The sequence below is a fragment of the Methylocystis sp. S23 genome, assembly GCF_054106005.1.
In genome coordinates this window covers 156382-172068 of sequence record NZ_CM134185.1, presented here as the reverse complement: position 1 = coordinate 172068, position 15687 = coordinate 156382, and the positions used below count along the sequence as shown (strand labels likewise).

The 15687-nt window shown below is 67.9% G+C and carries 17 protein-coding genes and 1 riboswitch; of the genes, 9 read left to right on the top strand and 8 right to left on the bottom strand.

What is annotated here, in order from left to right:
* Positions 1-80: 80 nt before the first annotated feature.
* From ACV7JP_RS00815 to ACV7JP_RS00790, 6 genes are all read left to right on the top strand, one after another.
* On the top strand, positions 81-452 hold the full coding sequence (locus tag ACV7JP_RS00815) for a hypothetical protein (protein WP_457797391.1): 372 nt from the start codon (positions 81-83) through the stop codon (positions 450-452).
* Positions 453-586: 134 nt separating this feature from the next.
* Positions 587-3034, top strand: a complete 2448-nt coding sequence (locus tag ACV7JP_RS00810; RefSeq protein ID WP_457797390.1) for a TonB-dependent receptor family protein — start codon at positions 587-589, stop codon at positions 3032-3034.
* A gap of 98 nt (positions 3035-3132) precedes the next feature.
* Complete coding sequence (locus ACV7JP_RS00805) at positions 3133-3552, top strand: DUF2946 family protein (RefSeq protein WP_457797389.1); 420 nt, start codon at positions 3133-3135, stop codon at positions 3550-3552.
* Positions 3553-3665: 113 nt separating this feature from the next.
* The gene (locus tag ACV7JP_RS00800) at positions 3666-3878 is read left to right on the top strand and encodes a hypothetical protein (protein ID WP_457797388.1); all 213 of its coding nucleotides are present in this window, start codon (positions 3666-3668) and stop codon (positions 3876-3878) included.
* Positions 3879-3896: 18 nt separating this feature from the next.
* Positions 3897-4310, top strand: a complete 414-nt coding sequence (locus ACV7JP_RS00795) for a hypothetical protein (RefSeq protein WP_457797387.1) — start codon at positions 3897-3899, stop codon at positions 4308-4310.
* Positions 4311-4407: 97 nt separating this feature from the next.
* Positions 4408-4542 (top strand): hypothetical protein, encoded by a 135-nt coding sequence (locus tag ACV7JP_RS00790; RefSeq protein ID WP_457797386.1) that lies wholly within the window; start codon positions 4408-4410, stop codon positions 4540-4542.
* Between the two features lie 15 nt (positions 4543-4557).
* Here the strand turns inward: ACV7JP_RS00790 and ACV7JP_RS00785 are convergent, their stop codons facing one another.
* The gene (locus ACV7JP_RS00785; protein ID WP_457797385.1) at positions 4558-5751 is read right to left on the bottom strand and encodes an O-succinylhomoserine sulfhydrylase; all 1194 of its coding nucleotides are present in this window, start codon (positions 5749-5751) and stop codon (positions 4558-4560) included.
* 73 nt (positions 5752-5824) lie between these two features.
* Positions 5825-5903: riboswitch (SAM riboswitch) on the bottom strand.
* A gap of 243 nt (positions 5904-6146) precedes the next feature.
* On the opposite strand from ACV7JP_RS00785, the gene ACV7JP_RS00780 reads away from it, so the two are divergent.
* Positions 6147-7259, top strand: a complete 1113-nt coding sequence (locus ACV7JP_RS00780) for a 2'-deoxycytidine 5'-triphosphate deaminase (protein WP_457797384.1) — start codon at positions 6147-6149, stop codon at positions 7257-7259.
* 150 nt (positions 7260-7409) lie between these two features.
* Here the strand turns inward: ACV7JP_RS00780 and ACV7JP_RS00775 are convergent, their stop codons facing one another.
* Entirely contained in the window at positions 7410-8585 is a 1176-nt protein-coding gene (locus ACV7JP_RS00775) for a pyridoxal phosphate-dependent aminotransferase (protein ID WP_457797383.1), read from the bottom strand.
* A 188-nt stretch (positions 8586-8773) separates the two neighbouring features.
* Here ACV7JP_RS00775 and ACV7JP_RS00770 point away from each other — a divergent pair, with 188 nt between their 5' ends.
* A complete protein-coding gene (locus ACV7JP_RS00770; RefSeq protein WP_457797382.1) occupies positions 8774-9298 on the top strand; it encodes a hypothetical protein in 525 nt (174 codons plus the stop codon).
* A 48-nt stretch (positions 9299-9346) separates the two neighbouring features.
* Here the strand turns inward: ACV7JP_RS00770 and ACV7JP_RS00765 are convergent, their stop codons facing one another.
* From ACV7JP_RS00765 to ACV7JP_RS00740, 6 genes are all read right to left on the bottom strand, one after another.
* Positions 9347-9904, bottom strand: a complete 558-nt coding sequence (locus tag ACV7JP_RS00765; RefSeq protein ID WP_457797381.1) for a PAN domain-containing protein — start codon at positions 9902-9904, stop codon at positions 9347-9349.
* A gap of 101 nt (positions 9905-10005) precedes the next feature.
* Positions 10006-11013, bottom strand: a complete 1008-nt coding sequence (locus ACV7JP_RS00760) for a WD40 repeat domain-containing protein (protein WP_457799007.1) — start codon at positions 11011-11013, stop codon at positions 10006-10008.
* Between the two features lie 6 nt (positions 11014-11019).
* Entirely contained in the window at positions 11020-12252 is a 1233-nt protein-coding gene (locus ACV7JP_RS00755; protein WP_457797380.1) for a hypothetical protein, read from the bottom strand.
* Between the two features lie 105 nt (positions 12253-12357).
* A complete protein-coding gene (gene queG / locus ACV7JP_RS00750; protein ID WP_457797379.1) occupies positions 12358-13482 on the bottom strand; it encodes a tRNA epoxyqueuosine(34) reductase QueG in 1125 nt (374 codons plus the stop codon).
* Positions 13483-13530: 48 nt separating this feature from the next.
* A complete protein-coding gene (locus ACV7JP_RS00745) occupies positions 13531-13998 on the bottom strand; it encodes a hypothetical protein (protein ID WP_457797378.1) in 468 nt (155 codons plus the stop codon).
* A 90-nt stretch (positions 13999-14088) separates the two neighbouring features.
* Positions 14089-14769 carry a glutathione S-transferase family protein gene (locus ACV7JP_RS00740; protein ID WP_457797377.1) on the bottom strand — a complete coding sequence of 227 codons (681 nt, stop codon included), beginning with the start codon at positions 14767-14769 and terminating at the stop codon, positions 14089-14091.
* 114 nt (positions 14770-14883) lie between these two features.
* Between ACV7JP_RS00740 and ACV7JP_RS00735 the strand changes: the two genes are divergently transcribed.
* A complete protein-coding gene (locus tag ACV7JP_RS00735; protein ID WP_457797376.1) occupies positions 14884-15582 on the top strand; it encodes an SIMPL domain-containing protein in 699 nt (232 codons plus the stop codon).
* The last annotated feature ends 105 nt before the right edge of the window (positions 15583-15687 follow it).

The following is a 15687-nucleotide window of genomic DNA, read 5'->3' as shown; positions in this document are numbered from 1 at the left end:
TTCTGGCCCGCGCCGACCATGCGTCCTTGGATTCTGGCCGAGCCTAAGCGATTAATTCAGCAACCATGTGTGGAACGAAGATGCGTTTGTCGTCGCTGCGCGCTCTGATCCTTGTCCTGGCGATGGTCGTGCAGACCGTCGCCGGCGGCTGGGGCGTCGCGCGGGCGGCGGCCGGCCCGGTCGAGGCCGGCGTTTCCGTTCATTGCATGATGCAGGGCGGGTCGGACGACGCGGGAGACGCGCGCCGCGACGGCCCCCGTCACATGTGCGACTCCTGCCTGCTTTGCGCCGGGCCGCCTTTGGTTTCCCTCGCCGGTTTCGCGCCTGTTTCCCCCGCCCCGCGCGCCGTCCGCGCGGCGGGATTCGTTTTATCGAGCGCGCAAGGCTTCGAAGCGCGGATCGCCGAGGCCTCGCTCGCGCGCGGCCCGCCGGCCGTCGCGTTCGACGCGTAAGGCGCCGGCCGCCGCCGGCGCGCGTCCTTCCTTCAAAGCTAGAAGCGGTTTCGCCGCTTCTCCCGCCCAACGTCCCGCATCGCCTCATGGCCCGCCCTCACAGGCGGAATGCGGACGCGTCCGGAAACAGCAATATGACCCGTCGTGCTCACCTTCTCGGGGCGGCCTCGGCCAACGCCCTTGCTCTGTTTTTCGCGGCCTCGGCCCTCGCGCAGCAATCCCTGCCGACGATCGACGTCGGCGCGGCGCGCGGTCCCGTGCGGCCGTCGCATTCCGCCCCGCCGCGCAGCTCGGCGCCCGCGCGCATCGCGGCGCCGGCCCCGGGTCCCGTGACGGCGCCGGCTTCGCCGCTCGTCGCCGCGGCGCCGGGCTTTTCTCCCAGGAAGCTGAGCGAGCCCGTCTATCGCGATCCCACCGGCCAGACCTTCACGACGGTGGGCGGCAAGGACTTCGAAAATCGTCCCGTGGCGACGGTTCGCGAGATGCTGCAATACAGCCCCGGCGTGTCCTTCAAGCAGGGCAACGGCCCGCGCGACGTCGTGATCTCGATCCGCGGCTCCTCGGCGCGCAACGGCTTCGGCGTGCGCAACATCGTCCTGCTGGAGGACGGCTTCTCCGTGACGCAGCCCGACGGCCTGTCGCGCACCGATCTCACCGACCCCCACGCCTATGCGGGCGTCGACGTCTATCGCGGTCCGTCCTCGGCGCTGTTCGGCAATTTCGCCAATGGCGGCGCCATCAATTTCCGCACGCGCACGGGCGCCGAGATCGACGGCTTCGAGACCGGGCATGAATTCGGCTCGTACGGCTATCTCAACAACTTCATCACGGCCGGCAAGAAGGTCGGCGACGTCGACGTCGCGGTCTTCGCGAGCGACGTGCGCGCCGACGGCTGGACCTTCCATTCCCGCAGCGACACCCAGACCGTCAACGCGACCGCGCGCTGGCAGGTGACGCCGAACGACCTGCTCACCTTCAAATTCATCCACAACCAGCTCTATGGCGACCTCTCGTCCCGCTTGTCGCTCAACCAGTATTATCTCAACCCCTATCAGCGCGGATGCTACGCCCTCCCGCAAGGTGGCCCCGCCGCGCAGATCGCGCAGGCGCTCTGCGGCAGCGCCAACGTGTCGATCAACGGCCTGAACGGCCCGGGCCAGATCAATTATCGCACCACCGCCTTTCTCGCCGGCTTCAACCGCAACGACCGCCGGGACGTGCTGGGTCTGCGCTGGGAGCATGACTTCGACGCCAACACCAAGTGGCGCACGCAGGTCATCTATGACGACAAGAACATCATCCAGCCGACCGGCGCCACCGCCGCCCTTCAGGACGAGCCCGCGGTCAACGCCAGCACGGACATCACCCAGCTCGGCACGCTCGCCGGCTTCGAGGCGCGGCATTTCGCGGGCCTCTATTTCAACCGCACGCGCTATACGAGCTACACCAACAACACGCTCTTCGTCGGCAATGGCGCGACCGGCGCCCTTCAGGCCAAGCAGAACGCCATGATGCAGAATCTCGGCGGGCGCGGCCGCGAGGAGGTGGCGCTCTCCAAGGATGTGACGATGGTGCTCGGCCTCGCCGCGGAGATGACGAAGATCGCGGCGATCCAGGAGCAATATAGCTATGTGACGACCGGCGCCCGGGCGGCGCAGCTAACCAATCTGCAGCCGGCGGTGACCGTCAACAAGACCTACTGGAATTTCGGTCCCGAGGCCTCGGTGACCTGGCGCGTCCTGCCCGAGTTGATGACGCATTTCCGCGCCTCGAGCGGCTATGGCACGCCCAATCCGGGCCAGCTCTTCATCACGCAGTCAGGCGTGCCCGGCCCCAATGTCAATCTGAAGACGCAGCGCAACACCGGCATCGACATCGGCTTCGACTGGCGCCCGCACGAGACGCTGCTCTTCAGCCTCACGGGCTTTCACGAATGGTATCAGAACGAGCAGCTCACCCAGGCGCCGGGCGCCGGCCTGCAGAACTATACCTTCAACGCGCCGGGCTCCGTCCATCGCGGCGTCGAGACCCTGCTCGACTGGCGGCCCTTCGAGGGCTGGCGCGTCATGGCCAACTACACCTACAACAACCAGATCTTCACGCAGTTCACGGAGCTGCTGGGCACGGCCAATCCCGGCGGCCGGACCGGCTATTTCGATCGCGCCGGCTACAAGATCCCGGGCGTCGCGCCGCATAACGCCACGGCGCGGCTCTCCTACGATCAGCCCTATGGCGACTTCAGGGGGCTCGGCGCCTTTGTCGAGTATAACTATCAAAGCTCCTATTTCATCGACAACGGCAACGTGCTGACGATACCGAGCTACGGCCTCGTCAACGCCAATCTGCATTTTGATCGCGATCTCGAATTCGGGCCGCTGAAGCATCTGGCCGTCTATTTCGAGGTCCGCAACATCTTCGACCGCAACTGGGTCGCCTCGGCGAACAATATCCAGAACACGGCCGCGCTGGTGAACGGCGTCGTGGTGCAGAACGGCTACGCCCAACTCGCGCAGAACGGCACGGGCTCGATCTACGCCGGCAATCCGCGCCTCTTCCAGGGCGGCGTCCGGTTCAAATTCTAAGAAGCCGGGACGCCGCGCGTGGCGCGCGTGCGGCGTCTTGCCGCAATGTCGCGGGCGCCTGACGAGCCAGCTTGCCGAGGCGCTCGCTTTTTGCTTGTATGAACTTGCGCGAGAAATCTCTGCGCAAATCCGACTCGGGCTTTGGTTTCATGCCTCGTAGATGGTTCACGGCGATTTTGTTCGTGCTGGCGCTGGCCGTTCAGGCCTGCCTGCCGGTCGCGAACGGCGTCGCCGCGGCGCGCGGGGCGGACATCCATGGCCTGAGCGAAATCTGCCTGAAAGCGGGCGGCTCGGATCATGGCGGCCATCATGCGCCGGGGCATGTCCATGGGCGTCACGACTGCGCCCTCTGCCAGGCCTTCTGCGACGGCGTCGCGCCGGTCGCGGCCCGTCCGTTCTCCGTCGGCATGGCGCCCGCCCAATGGAAAGACGTCCCTTGGGCGGTGGCGGACCGCGCCCTGCCAGCGCCCCCGCGCGACTATGGCCGGCAAGCGCGCGCGCCGCCTAGCTTCTCCTGATTTTCGCCACATTTGTCATTGGGATGTCGTGAGCCGCGTATAGGCGTGCGCGCGTCCCCATGGCTGAGCGACGAATAGAGCCGTCCCCAATCGGCGATGCGGGAGAAACGCCTATGATCAAGAAGCGGCCGAGCGGTCGCGATTGCGCGCTGGCGCAATCAACCCTCGAATTTTTGAAAGAGCGCGAGCTGCGCGAACGGGAGCTTGTCGCCTCGGCGTCTCCCGCCATTGCCCCGGTCGTCGCCATGTGGCGGGACGCCCGGAGGGGCGCCATTCGCCTGATCGATCTGGAGCGCCGGGCGCGTTTCGCCCGCCTCGGCGTCTAAGAGAGATCGATCGCCTCGATGACGCAGTCGCTTTCTTCCCTGCGCCTCGGCGCGGCGCGCCGCTTTGCGCACGCGCTGCTGCTGGCGGCGGCCCTGCTCGCGAACGCGCCCTTCGCCGCGCCGCTCGCGCTGGGCCTGGGCGGAGCGAAGGAAAGGCTTGCGTCGGCTTTCGTCTGTTTCGCGTCGGGCGCGCCCATGCCCGACGCGCAGTCGGGGCGGCCGGGCTCCGCCAGCGACCGCGGCATTGATTGCGTCCTGTGCCAGACGCTCTGCCGCGGCGTCGCGCCCTTGGCGGCGCGGCCCGGTCTTGTCGGCGCGGCGCCCATCCCTGGCGTCTCCCTCCGCCTCGGGATGGTGGCGGACCGCGTCGCGCCGACGCCCAGGCCCCGACGGTCCAACCGGGCGCGGGCGCCGCCCTCCTCCCTGACCTAGCCCCCGAGCGGATTTGCGTCGGCGCTTGTCGCCTCCTTGGGGCGCCGGCGCAAATCCAGGGTCCATGGAAGCCGCGATGCGCGGCGTGGAGAAACGCATGTCTGAAACAGTTTTTGCGGTCAGCCTGGAAATCGTCGCCGCCGTTCTGGCCGCGAGCTTCTTCGTCGTCGACTGCCTGCGCCAGGAAGCCGCCGCGGCGATTCGCGTCGCGGCGGGGAAACAGCGGCGCTGACAAGGGAAGGGCGCGTCAGCCGCGCCCGGCCGCCGCGAGCCCCGCCGCCAGATCCTCGATGAGGTCGTCGGCGTCCTCCAGCCCCACCGACAGGCGCAGCATGCCGTCGCCAATGCCGAGCGTGGCGCGGGCCTCGGGCGTCAGGCGCTGATGGGTCGTCGTCGCGGGATGGGTGAGGAGGCTCTTCGCGTCGCCGAGATTGTTGGAAATCTTGATCACCTGAAGGGCGTTGGCGAGCTTGAAGGCCGCCGCCTTGCTCTCGAGGAAGAAGCTTACCAGCGTGCCGCCGCCCAGCATCTGCCGGCGCGCCAGCTCCGTCTGCCGATGGTCCTTGCGGAAGGGATAGAGCACTCTGGTCACGCCCTTTCGCTCGGCCAGGAAGTCGGCGATCTTGGCCGCGGTCGCGGTCTGCTGGGCGACGCGCAGCGGCAGCGTCTCCAGGCCCTTGAGCATCACCCAGGCGTTGAAGGGCGACATGGCCGGGCCGGTCTGGCGCAGGAAATTATGGATGTTCTCCTCGATGATCGCCCGCGAGGAGAGGATGATTCCGCCCAGACATCGGCCCTGGCCGTCAATATGCTTGGTGGCGGAATAGACGACGACGTCCGCGCCGAAATCGAAGGGCTTCTGCAGCAGCGGCGTCGCGAAGACATTGTCGACGACGAGCCGCGCGCCGGCATTGTGGGCGAGGTCGGCGATGGCCTTGAGATCGTAGACCTCGAGGCCCGGATTGGTCGGGCTTTCGAGGAAGAAGAGCTTGGTCTCGGGCCGGACCGCCGCTTTCCATTGCGCAAGGTCGGCGCCGTCGACGAGCGTGGAGGCGACGCCGAAGCGCGGCAGCAGGTCCTCGACGACATAGAGGCAGGAGCCGAAGAGGGCGCGCGCCGCCACCACATGGTCGCCGGCCTTCACCTGCGCCAGCATGGCGGCGGTGACGGCGGCCATGCCGCTCGCCGTCGCGCGCGCGGCCTCGGCGCCCTCGAGCAGGCACATGCGGCTCTCGAACATGGCGACGGTGGGATTGGAGAAGCGCGAATAGATGAAGCCCGGATCGTCGCCCTTGAAGCGCGCCTCGGCCGCCTCCATCGTCGGATAGGCGAAGCTCTGCGTCAGGAAGAGGGCTTCCGACATTTCGCCGAAGGGAGACCGCGTCGTCCCGCCATGGACGAGCAGCGTCGCCGGCCTGAGCTTGCGCGGGGCGTCAGTCATTTTCCTCTCCCTCCGGCGCGCACGCGCCATACATTGTTTGCGCGCATGCGCGCGCGGCCAAAAAAGCGGGTTTCCGTCGGGAGACCCGGCCTTTTAGCGCCTTGTTTTTCGTGGCGGCAAGCCGGCCGGCTCAAATAACCACGTCCCCCACTAATCCAGGATGGCGGCGGGACTGTCAATCGGCCTGCGTGAAGAAGACCCTCCGTAAAGGGGAGGGATTCGCTCATGCCGAGCATTCGCTCGGTTGCCTGATGAAGAAAATCGGATCGCCCAAAGCGGGCGTCGCCGGGCAAGACCGGCATGCGGCCAATCGCGCCTTTGCGCGTTACGGCCGAAACTGCTTAAAAAGGCCCCGCGCGGTCGATCCCACTCGCGCCTCGCATGAGAAGATCGTTATGGCGTATTCGGGCGGCGTGCTTTCCAGCCGGCAGATCCAGGCGATGGCCGAGGCGGGCGGCGTTCGCGCCGCCGCGTCGCTCGCGCGGGGTCAGATTCAGCCGGCGAGCCTCGATCTGCGCCTCGGCTCCAAGGCCTATCGCGTGCGCGCGAGCTTCCTGCCGGGCAAGGAGCGCGGGGTCGGGGACATTCTCGCGGCGCTCGCTTATGACGAAATGTCGCTCGAAGGCGAGGGCGCGATCCTCGAGCGCGGCTGCGTCTATGTCGTGCCGCTGATGGAGAGCCTGGCGCTGTCGCCGGAGGTCTCGGGCGCGGCCAACCCTAAGAGCTCGACCGGCCGCCTCGATATTTTCACCCGCCTCATCACCGACCGGGGCGAGCGCTTCGACGAGGTGGAGCCGGGCTATCGCGGCCCGCTCTACGCCGAGGTGTCCCCGAGGAGCTTCTCGGTGCGCGCGCGCAAGGGCTCGCGCCTCAACCAGCTACGTTTCCGCGCGCGCCCGGAGGGGGCGGGGCAGGGCGGCTTCCCGCTCTCCGACGCCGCGCTGGCGGAGCGCCACGGCCGGACGCCACTCGTCGACGGCGCGCTCAATCTGCGCGACGGGGTGGTGCTGCGCGTGGCGCTCGGCTCGAATTCCTTCGGCGGCGTGGTCGGCTATCGCGCGCAGAAACATACGGACGTGATCGACGTCGACAATGTCGGGGCCTATCGGGTCGACGATTATTGGGACCGCCTGCCGTCGCGCGACGGGCGGCTCATCCTCGACCCCGGCGATTTCTATATCCTCGCCTCGCGCGAGCGCCTCGCCATCCCCCCGGACCTCGCCGCCGAAATGGCGCCGATGGACGCCGCCATCGGCGAGTTCCGCGTGCATTACGCCGGCTTCTTCGATCCGGGATTCGGCGCGGGCTGCGACGGTCTCCCCGGCGCCCGCGCGGTGCTGGAGGTGCGCTCCCGCGAAGTCCCTTTCATTCTGGAGGACGGCCAGTTCATCGGCCGCCTCGTCTATGAGCGCATGGCCGAGAGGCCCGAGGCGCTCTATGGCGAGGAGGGCGCCTCGAACTATCAGGGACAGGGGCTGAAGCTTTCCAAGCATTTCCGCGCGGATTGAGCGCGCGACTTCTGAATGCTCCGTCATTGCGGCGCGGCCGCCGAAGCAATTCAGGGCCGTGGGGCGGCTCTGGATTGCTTCGCTTCGCTCGCAATGACGGCGGAAGACTGGCGGTTCGAGCGCTTGCGGCGGGCGTCGCGTCTCGCCTGATCAGCCGCGCAGCGCCCGGACGCCCGCGACGAAACGGCCGACGCCTTCCGCCGCCGTTGCGGGCTGAAGCGCGCCATAGGCGAGGCGCAGGCTGCATCCGCCTTCGAGGCCGAAGGCGTCGCCGGGAACGACCGCAACCTTATGCTCGCGGATGAGGCGCGTGACATAGGGTAAGGGCGCGAGCGGCGATTTGATCCGAAGCAGAAAGTAAAAGGCGCCGTCCGCTTGCGGAATCTCGGCGAGGCCTTCTGTTTCGAGCGCGGAGAGTTCGCGTCGCGCCATCGCGCGCGTTTGCGCAAGCGCGGCGACCTTTTCATGAACGAAAGCGCGACCGAGCGACATCGCGCCGGCGGCGGCGAATTGCGCGATGACGGGCGGGCAGATGATGAGCGTGTCCTGAATCTTGCGCAGGGCCGGCTCGAGCGTGGACGGATAGACCATCCAGCCGATGCGCCAGCTTGCAAGGCCATAGGCCTTGGACATGGAGTAGAGCGAAATCGTATGCGCGCTCGCGCCCGGGATCGAGGCTGGAGAGAAATGCCTGGCGCCGTCATAGGTGAAATATTCATAGGCCTCGTCGCTGACGTGAAAGACGCCGCGCCGCGCGCACAGCGCGTTGACGGCGCGCAGCGACTCTTCCGAATAGACGGCGCCCGACGGATTATTGGGAGAAATGGTCACGATCGCGCGGGTGCGCGGCGTGACGGCGGCGGCGAGCGCGTCGAGATCGAGCTGATAATCGCTCTGCGTCGGAACGAGGACCGGGCGCGCATTGGCCATGGCGACGGCCATTTCGTGATTGAAATAATAGGGAAGCGGGAGAATGACCTCGTCGCCAGGATCGAGAATGGCGAGCATGGCGTTGAGAAAGGCCTGGTTGCCGCCGGCCGTGACCATCACGCCATTGCCATGCGCCTCCCCGACGCGCACCCCGTTCTCGCTTGCGAGCTTCGCCGCGATTTTGTCCGTCAGCGCCGGGATGCCGGCCGCGCCCTGATATTTGTGGTTGCCGGGATCGGCGAGGAAGCACTCGATTTCCGCGGCCACGATCGGGGGCGGCGCGTAATTGACGACGCCCTGGCCGAGAGAGATTGCGCCCGGCGTGGACCGGAGGAGATCGGCGATGGCGGGAATGATCGGCGTTTGGACGGCGCGGAGGCGGTTCGATTCGCGCATGACGGCTTGATGCGGCCTTCTTTTGGCGGGACTTCGGGGCGAAGCGTCGGCGGCACATTAGAGCACGCGGCGATTGGGCGGAATCGCCTGATCGCGGAAAAGGCGGTTTCCGCTTTCTCGCGCCGCGCTCCCATGTGCGGCCGCCTATCGTCCATTGCGCGCCTGCGGGCGGCGCGCGGGCCGGCGCCATGAGCCTTGCGCCGCGCGGCGCGCGCTCCTTCGAGACGATCGAGACCGTCGATCTTCACCGGCTGGCCGGGATCGCCCTTGCGCGGCTCGACGCGGCCTTCAAAAGGCGCCCGGCGAAGCGCGCGCTTTATGAAGGCCGTCTTCTCGGCCTCTGCCTTTGCCAGGGCGCCGCCGATCATTTCGCCGATCCGGCGGCCGGCGCGGGTGTGCATGATTTCGATATTTGGGCGTTCTTCGCGCGGCGCCCCGATGCGCGGCTATGGAACCGCAAGCCCTTCACGGCGGATTTCGGCCCTTCGAAATTCGGACGAAGCCCGCTCGATCCCGCGCGATATGAAGGGCGGCGGGTGGATGTCTTGTGGCGATGCATTCCGGCGGCGGCCGAAGAGAGTCCCTTCGACGCCATCCGGCGCTATTTCGCCGAGCCGCGCACTGCGAGCGCCAAAGCGCTGCGGCGGAAGGCGGCGGCGCTGGCCTGGCCGCCGGAATATGCGGGCGCGATGGTCTGGCGGCCCGATCCTTGAGATTTCGGCAGGCGCGACGCTCCGCCGCCGCGCCGCTCGCCAAATTCGTCAGTTCGGCCCGATGAAATGCGCCCCGGAGACGCAGCAGGCGTTCGTAAAGGCCTCGGGAAGCACGTTTTTCAGCCAGCAGCGCGCTTTCGGCCCCTGAAAGCCCGGAGCCACATAAGTCCAAGCGCGGCAACGGGTTCCGTCCCGCTCGCAGGCCGATTTGCAGAGCTCGGGACTGGCCGCGGCGAGGTCGAAATTATTGTAGTCGCCGCCGGGGCGGTCGACTCTCGTCTCGAAGCTCTTTTCGGGCACGCCGGAGGTGCAGCAGGAATTGGCGACCTTGCCGGGGATGGCGTTTTTGAGCCAGCAACGCGCCTTGGGGCCTTGGACGCCCACTTTCACGAAGGTCCACGCCTTGCAGGCGTCGTCGCGCTCGCAACTGATCCTGCAGACGTCGATCGGACCGCCGAAAGTTCCCGGCGCCGGCGGCTGGAGGTCGAAATTCTTGTAGTCGCTTCCGGGCCTGTCGATCCCGGTTTCGTCGGCCCGCGCCGCGACGAGGGAGGAAAGCCCAAGGAACAGGGCGCACAAGGCGCAAAGGCGCATAATCCTCTTCATGGCGAAATCCCTTGCGAAAACCAAAAATGAAGTCGGCGAACGACTTTAGCAAAACACCTAAAGGCAGGTTTGGCAAATCTTTTTGACGTGTCCCGCCGGGCTCACGCCTTTGGCAGCGTCAGCAGCCCGGCGTCGCCATTCTCGGCGCCGAAGAGGAGCCGCGCGCCCTTGGCGTCCCAGGCCAAGGCGCTGATGCGGGCGTTCCTCGGCTCCGCCGCCGGCCGGCGCACCAAAATTTCCGAACCGTCGGTGACGCGCGCGAGCATGACGAGGCCGTCGTCGAAGCCGATCGCCACGACCAGCGCGCCGGGATGGAAGGCGACGCGGGTCACCGGGACATTCGCCCGCACGCCGCATTCGCGCGGCTGCTGGCCCATCGGGCCGTCCTTGCCGGAGAAGGGCCAGATGATGCAGGCGTCGGCCCCGGAGGTCGCGAGCCATTTGCCGTCGAAGGACCAGGAGAGGCTGCGCGTCTTGCCGGGATAGCCGGCCATGCGCATGTGCTTGCCGTCCGCGACGCGCCAGCCATGCAGCGTGTTCTCCTGCATGGAGGTGATCAGAAAGCGGCCGTCCGGCGAGATCGTCGCGTCGAGATGCGAGCCGCTCCAGTTCAGCAGCTCCGGCTTGCCGGCGTTGGGGAACCACAGCGTCGCGCCGTTGTAATGGGCGGCGGCGAGGCGGTAGCCCTTGGGGAAGAAGGCGAGGCCGCGGCAGGTCGAAGGCAGGTCGAGCGACTTCGCCTCGCCCTTGGCCGAACGGGCGCGGGCGTTGCGGCCCGCCGACCAGGCGATCGCGCCCTCGTGAAGCGCCAGCGCGTCGATCCATTTGCCCTTTTCGTCCGCGACGCATTCCGTTGCGCCGGTCGCGTCCGTCGCCACGACGCGTCCGTCGTCGCCGCCGGTGACGAGGCGCTTGCCGTCGCTCGCCGCGACGAGGATGGCCGCGTCCGGATGCGCGCTCGAGCGGGCGCCGCCGTCGCCAAAGAGGATTGCGCCGTCGGCGAGCGCGAAGGCGGGCCTGTCGCCGAGCCAAGCGCCCGCGACGGCGGCGGCGCCGAGGGCGAGCGGCTCGACCGCATCGGTGAGCGTGGGATATTCGGCCACTGAAATCTCTCGTCAGGCGGAGTCGTCCGCCGGCGCCGCGCCGAATCTGGTCGGCAGGACGGGCCGGCGTTTGCGGAACTGACCGCGCATTACCAGAGCGAAGGCGATCGCGTCGAGCCCCGCCAGCGTCAGCCACCAGAGCTGCTCGGCGGCTGGACCGAGGAGGCAGATCACGAAACCGGCGGCCACGCCGCCAAGGAGGAAGGGGGCCAGCGCCGGGCGCGATTGGCCGACCTCGAGGCTCGCGCGGGCGAGAACCAAAGCGAGCGCCGCGGCGCCGACCAGGCCGAGATCGAACCAGATCTGGAAGATGAGGCTGCGCGGGGTCGCCGGCGGGAGATAACCCTGCAGCACGCTCCAGGTCGCGGCCCCGAAGCCGTGCCCGAGCAGCGTGCGCAGCCCGTCGCTGGCGATCATATGGCCCCAAAAGGCGAGATGCCGGAAGAAATCCGGCGCCCGCTCGGGCCAGATGAAATGGGTTGCGAGCGCGACCGCCGGGGCCGCGAGCACGATCGCCGCCATCAGGCCCGCAAGCGCGGCGGAGGCCGGCCGCACCCAGCCGAAGGCGGCGAAGAAGACGAGGGCGCCGCCGAGCAGAGCGGGCAGGGCGTTCGGCGCGCCGGAAAGGATGCAGGCGAAATAGGTGGCGAGGCCGAGCGCGCCGGCCATGATCCATCGCCCGCGCACCGCGAGCGCGCCCATGGCTGGCCAGACGAGAAGCGCGAGGCCGAGTCCGGCGCGGCCGAGCGGGCCGACGTCGAGAAGGTCCTCGATGGTATATTTCGGCGCCGTCAGCAAGGTGATCCCGGCGAGCGCCACCGCCGCCAGACCGACGCCGATCGGCAGCAGATTGAGATTCGAGGTCTTGGTCCGCATCGGCATGAGCCCCGCCGCCGCCGCGACCATGGCCATCGTCGCGGCGGCCTTGGCGAAGCGTTCGGCCGGCCCCTCGAAAGGCGTCCAGATGAGCGAAATGCCCGCCCATGCCGCGAGCAGCAAGGCGGCCCAGACCGGCGGCGAGGCGACGAGCGCGCGCAGCGAGCCGCCCGAACGCCCATTGGCGGAGAGGCTCGCCGAGGCGAGCAGCAAGGCCGCGCCGATGGGCAGGAGGATATAGACCGTTTGCCGCGCGAGGATCGGGGCCAGCAGCGAGATCACGAAGAGCATGAACACGCCGAGCCGCAACAGAAGCCGGGCGGCTTCCTCGGCGGGATCTTCGGCGGGTCGTCTCGAGAAGCTGATCATTCCAAATCGCCGCGGGCTGCCTGAATCGAATTTTTTCCTCCCTCCAAGATTAGTTCGAAACGGCTAACGGCAAGCGTGCTGCGGCGCACGAATATGGGGTTGGCGCTATTTTTTGTCCCGGTGTGTCTCTTTTGCCCATTCCTCGCGGACGCTTTCCTCGGCTTCCGCCTCGTAGAGCGGTTGCAATGCAATGAGACGATGCGGCGCGAGCCGGGCCAGCGCCCAGACGGCGGCGCCGCGCAGGAGCGGGTCGGGGTCCTGGAGCAGACGCTCGGCTTCCGGCGCGAGCGCGACGTCGCCGCTATTGCCGATTGCGACGAGGACATTGCGCAGAAAGCGCGCGCGACCGATGCGTTTGATCGGAGAGCCCGAGAAAAGCGCGCGGAAACCCGCGTCGTCGAGTCGCGCGAGCTCGGCGAGCGCCGGGCTTTCGAGATCCGCCCGGGCGGCGAGCTTCGCCTCGCGGGCGGTCTGGGCGAATTTGTTCCAGGGACAGACGGCGAGGCAGTCGTCGCAGCCATAGACGCGGTTGCCGATGGCGGGGCGGAATTCGCGGGGGATCGGCCCCTTGCGCTCGATGGTGAGGTAGGAGACGCAGCGGCGGGCGTCGAGCCGGTAGGGGCCGATGAAGGCTTCGGTCGGGCAGGCGTCGAGGCAGTTGCGGCAGGAGCCGCAATGGTCCCGTTCCGGCGCGTCGGGCGCGAGCGCGATATTGGTGAAGATCGCCCCCAGAAAGAGCCAGGAGCCGAAGTCGCGCGAGACGAGGTTCGTATGCTTGCCCTGCCAGCCGAGTCCCGCCGCCTGGGCGAGCGGCTTCTCCATGACGGGGGCGGTGTCGACGAACACCTTAACCTCGCCGCCGCCCGCGCGCTTGATCATGAAGGCGGCGAGCTGTTTGAGCCGGCCCTTGACGACGTCGTGATAGTCGCGATGGCGGGCGTAGACGGAGATCGCGCCGCAGTCGCGCTTTTCCAGAGCGGCGAGCGGATCAGAGGCGGGGCCGTAATTGAGGCCCAGCATGACGACGCTTCGGGCTTCCGGCCAGAGGGCCTTGGGCGCGGCGCGGCGTTCGGCGGTCTCCGCCATCCAGCCCATGTCGCCATGCGCGCCGATGGCGAGCCATTCGCGCAGCCGGTCGGCCAGATTCGGGCTCGCCTCGGCGGAGGCGAAACGGCAGGCGTCGAAGCCGAGAGTGAGAGCATGGGCGCGGATCGCGCTCGCCAGGTCCATTTGCCTTCGAATATAGCGCGCCGCGCGTCTATACGCGCGGCGGCGAAGTCATTCGGCCGGGCCGATGAGCCAGCCGCCGTTCGGCGGCGTTTCTTGCCGTTCCTCCTGCTCGGCCTCCGGCGGCGGCGCGCCGATCTTCGAGAGGCGACGCGCGGCGAGCCATGCGGCGGGCGCCAGAAAGGCCAGAACGGAGAGCGCGAAGCCGCCAAAGGCGAGGGCTTCCAGCACCGCATAATCGGCGACGCCGACATAGGCGCCGTTCTTCGTCCATCCGACCCGCAGGTCCTGGGCGCGCCATGGCCGCGCGCCGGTCTCGACCAGACTGTAACGCCCTTCCTTGACGATCGATTGCCGATAGGAGGCGTCCATCTGGCGCATGCCGGCCGTGGCGATGACGAAGAAGCAAAGGGCGGTCAGCGCCGCGCGCCCCGAAAAATGCTTCGCGGCCGCAAGGGTCGCAGGATGCCGGGAGAACCCGCGGCTCGCGCCGGTCAGGAAATCAGGGAACCGCTTCATGCCGCCCCTCATAGAGCCAATGCCCGCCGAATATGTCAAATGACGGTTAACGCCGGGTAAGGATCGTGCGGAGCGCCGCGTCGCGAGGGGTCAGAAATCGAGCTGGGCGTAATAGGGGCCCGGCGTCATGCCCGGCGCGCGGTCGGCGAGAAGCGGGCGGAAGGCCGGGCGCGACTTGACGCGCTGATACCAATGCTTCGCCGCCTCGTCCTCCTCCCAGGGGACGTCGCCGAGATAATCCGCGCAGGAAAGATGCGCGGCGGCGGCGAAATCGGCGTAAGTGAGCTTGTCGCCGGCAAGCCAGTTCCGCGTCGAGGTCAGATAGCCGACATAGCGCATATGATGGCGGATATTCGCCCGCGCGATGCGCACGACGTCCATGTCCGGCGCCCCGCCTTGCGGCGAGAAGCGCTTATAGACCTTCTCCGTCACCAGCCAGCTCGTGACCTCCTCGAAGAATTTCACGTTGAACCAGTCGACGAGCCGGCGCGTTTCGACGCGGGCTCGTTTTTCCTCCGGCAGCAGGCGCTGCGCGCCGCGCGCCGGCCCATAGGTTTCGTCGAGATATTCCGCGATGACCGCGCTCTGGACGACCACGCCGTCGTCGTCGACGAAGACGGGCGTTCTCCCGGCCGGGTCGAGCGCGAGGAAATCCGGCCGGCGATCCGCCGCGCGTTCCTCGATCAGCTCAGCCGCAATTCCATATTCGGAAAGGACCAACCGAATGAAGCGGGAGTGGGGACAAAGCGGGTAATGATAGAGAAGGGGCATGAGGCCTGTTCGCGGCGCGCGGGACGACTGCGCGCGATTCCTGTATGGTTGAACTCGGCTAAAGCCGCAAGCGGGCGCTTTTGCGGCTTGCGCGCGCGGGCTCAAGGATATGCCATGATTCGTCTCATCCTCGGACTGTCTCTGCTTTTATGCGGCGCCGCCCGCGCCGAATCGCTGAAGGATTCTGTTTCGAATGTGGCCGTCGTCGGGGAGGCGGCCGAGGAGATCGCGCCGGACCGGGCGGTGCTCCGCTTCGGCGTGGTCGTGGAGCGCCCCACCGCGGCCGCCGCCTCGGCGGACAGCGCCCGCGTCGTCGAGGCCGTCCTCGCCGAGCTGAAGGCGATGGGCGTCGCCGATGCGGACATGCAGACGCAGGCGGCGTCGCTTTCCCCGGTCACGTCGGAGGAGCGTGACCCCAAGGGCAAGGCGAGGACGGTTCAGACCTTCCGCGCGAGCAACAGTCTCGCGGTCGCCGTGACGCCGGTCGAGAGGGCCGGCGAGGTCATCGGGCGCGCGGTCGACAAGGGCGTAAACAGCGTCGACGGCGTCGATTACGACCATTCCAACCTGACGGAAAAACGCGACGAGCTGCGCGCCAAGGCGGTGAAGGACGCCGAGCGGCGCGCGCGCGTTTACGCCGAGGCGGCGGGCCTGAGGCTCGCGCGCGTCATCGAGATCCGGCCGCTGGACGACATCGCGCCGGCTCCCATGATGGAGGCGCGCGTCGCCGCCGCCCCCGCCTCGGTCCCGCTGCGGCCGGGGAGGCGGCGCATCGTGGAGCGCGTCTCGATCACCTGGGCGCTGTCGCGTTAGCCGCTCTCGGGCTTGTCTCGAGCTTTGGGCAGACTGCGTGAAATTGCGGCGCGGCGCCTATGGCCTTGCATGTCATTCGGGCGCCGCGTCGCACAATTACGCTGT

Bases quoted from the DNA above. Each gene is read 5' to 3' on its own strand.
- ACV7JP_RS00780 (WP_457797384.1), top strand. From the start codon at position 6,147: ATGGCGTATTCGGGCGGCGTGCTTTCCAGCCGGCAGATCCAGGCGATG.
- ACV7JP_RS00775 (WP_457797383.1), bottom strand. From the start codon at position 8,585: ATGCGCGAATCGAACCGCCTCCGCGCCGTCCAAACGCCGATCATTCCC.
- ACV7JP_RS00740 (WP_457797377.1), bottom strand. From the start codon at position 14,769: ATGCCCCTTCTCTATCATTACCCGCTTTGTCCCCACTCCCGCTTCATT.
- ACV7JP_RS00745 (WP_457797378.1), bottom strand. From the start codon at position 13,998: ATGAAGCGGTTCCCTGATTTCCTGACCGGCGCGAGCCGCGGGTTCTCC.
- ACV7JP_RS00770 (WP_457797382.1), top strand. From the start codon at position 8,774: ATGAGCCTTGCGCCGCGCGGCGCGCGCTCCTTCGAGACGATCGAGACC.
- ACV7JP_RS00815 (WP_457797391.1), top strand. From the start codon at position 81: ATGCGTTTGTCGTCGCTGCGCGCTCTGATCCTTGTCCTGGCGATGGTC.
- queG (WP_457797379.1), bottom strand. From the start codon at position 13,482: ATGGACCTGGCGAGCGCGATCCGCGCCCATGCTCTCACTCTCGGCTTC.
- ACV7JP_RS00765 (WP_457797381.1), bottom strand. From the start codon at position 9,904: ATGAAGAGGATTATGCGCCTTTGCGCCTTGTGCGCCCTGTTCCTTGGG.
- ACV7JP_RS00795 (WP_457797387.1), top strand. From the start codon at position 3,897: ATGACGCAGTCGCTTTCTTCCCTGCGCCTCGGCGCGGCGCGCCGCTTT.
- ACV7JP_RS00800 (WP_457797388.1), top strand. From the start codon at position 3,666: ATGATCAAGAAGCGGCCGAGCGGTCGCGATTGCGCGCTGGCGCAATCA.
- ACV7JP_RS00755 (WP_457797380.1), bottom strand. From the start codon at position 12,252: ATGATCAGCTTCTCGAGACGACCCGCCGAAGATCCCGCCGAGGAAGCC.
- ACV7JP_RS00790 (WP_457797386.1), top strand. From the start codon at position 4,408: ATGTCTGAAACAGTTTTTGCGGTCAGCCTGGAAATCGTCGCCGCCGTT.
- ACV7JP_RS00810 (WP_457797390.1), top strand. From the start codon at position 587: ATGACCCGTCGTGCTCACCTTCTCGGGGCGGCCTCGGCCAACGCCCTT.
- ACV7JP_RS00805 (WP_457797389.1), top strand. From the start codon at position 3,133: ATGAACTTGCGCGAGAAATCTCTGCGCAAATCCGACTCGGGCTTTGGT.
- ACV7JP_RS00735 (WP_457797376.1), top strand. From the start codon at position 14,884: ATGATTCGTCTCATCCTCGGACTGTCTCTGCTTTTATGCGGCGCCGCC.
- ACV7JP_RS00785 (WP_457797385.1), bottom strand. From the start codon at position 5,751: ATGACTGACGCCCCGCGCAAGCTCAGGCCGGCGACGCTGCTCGTCCAT.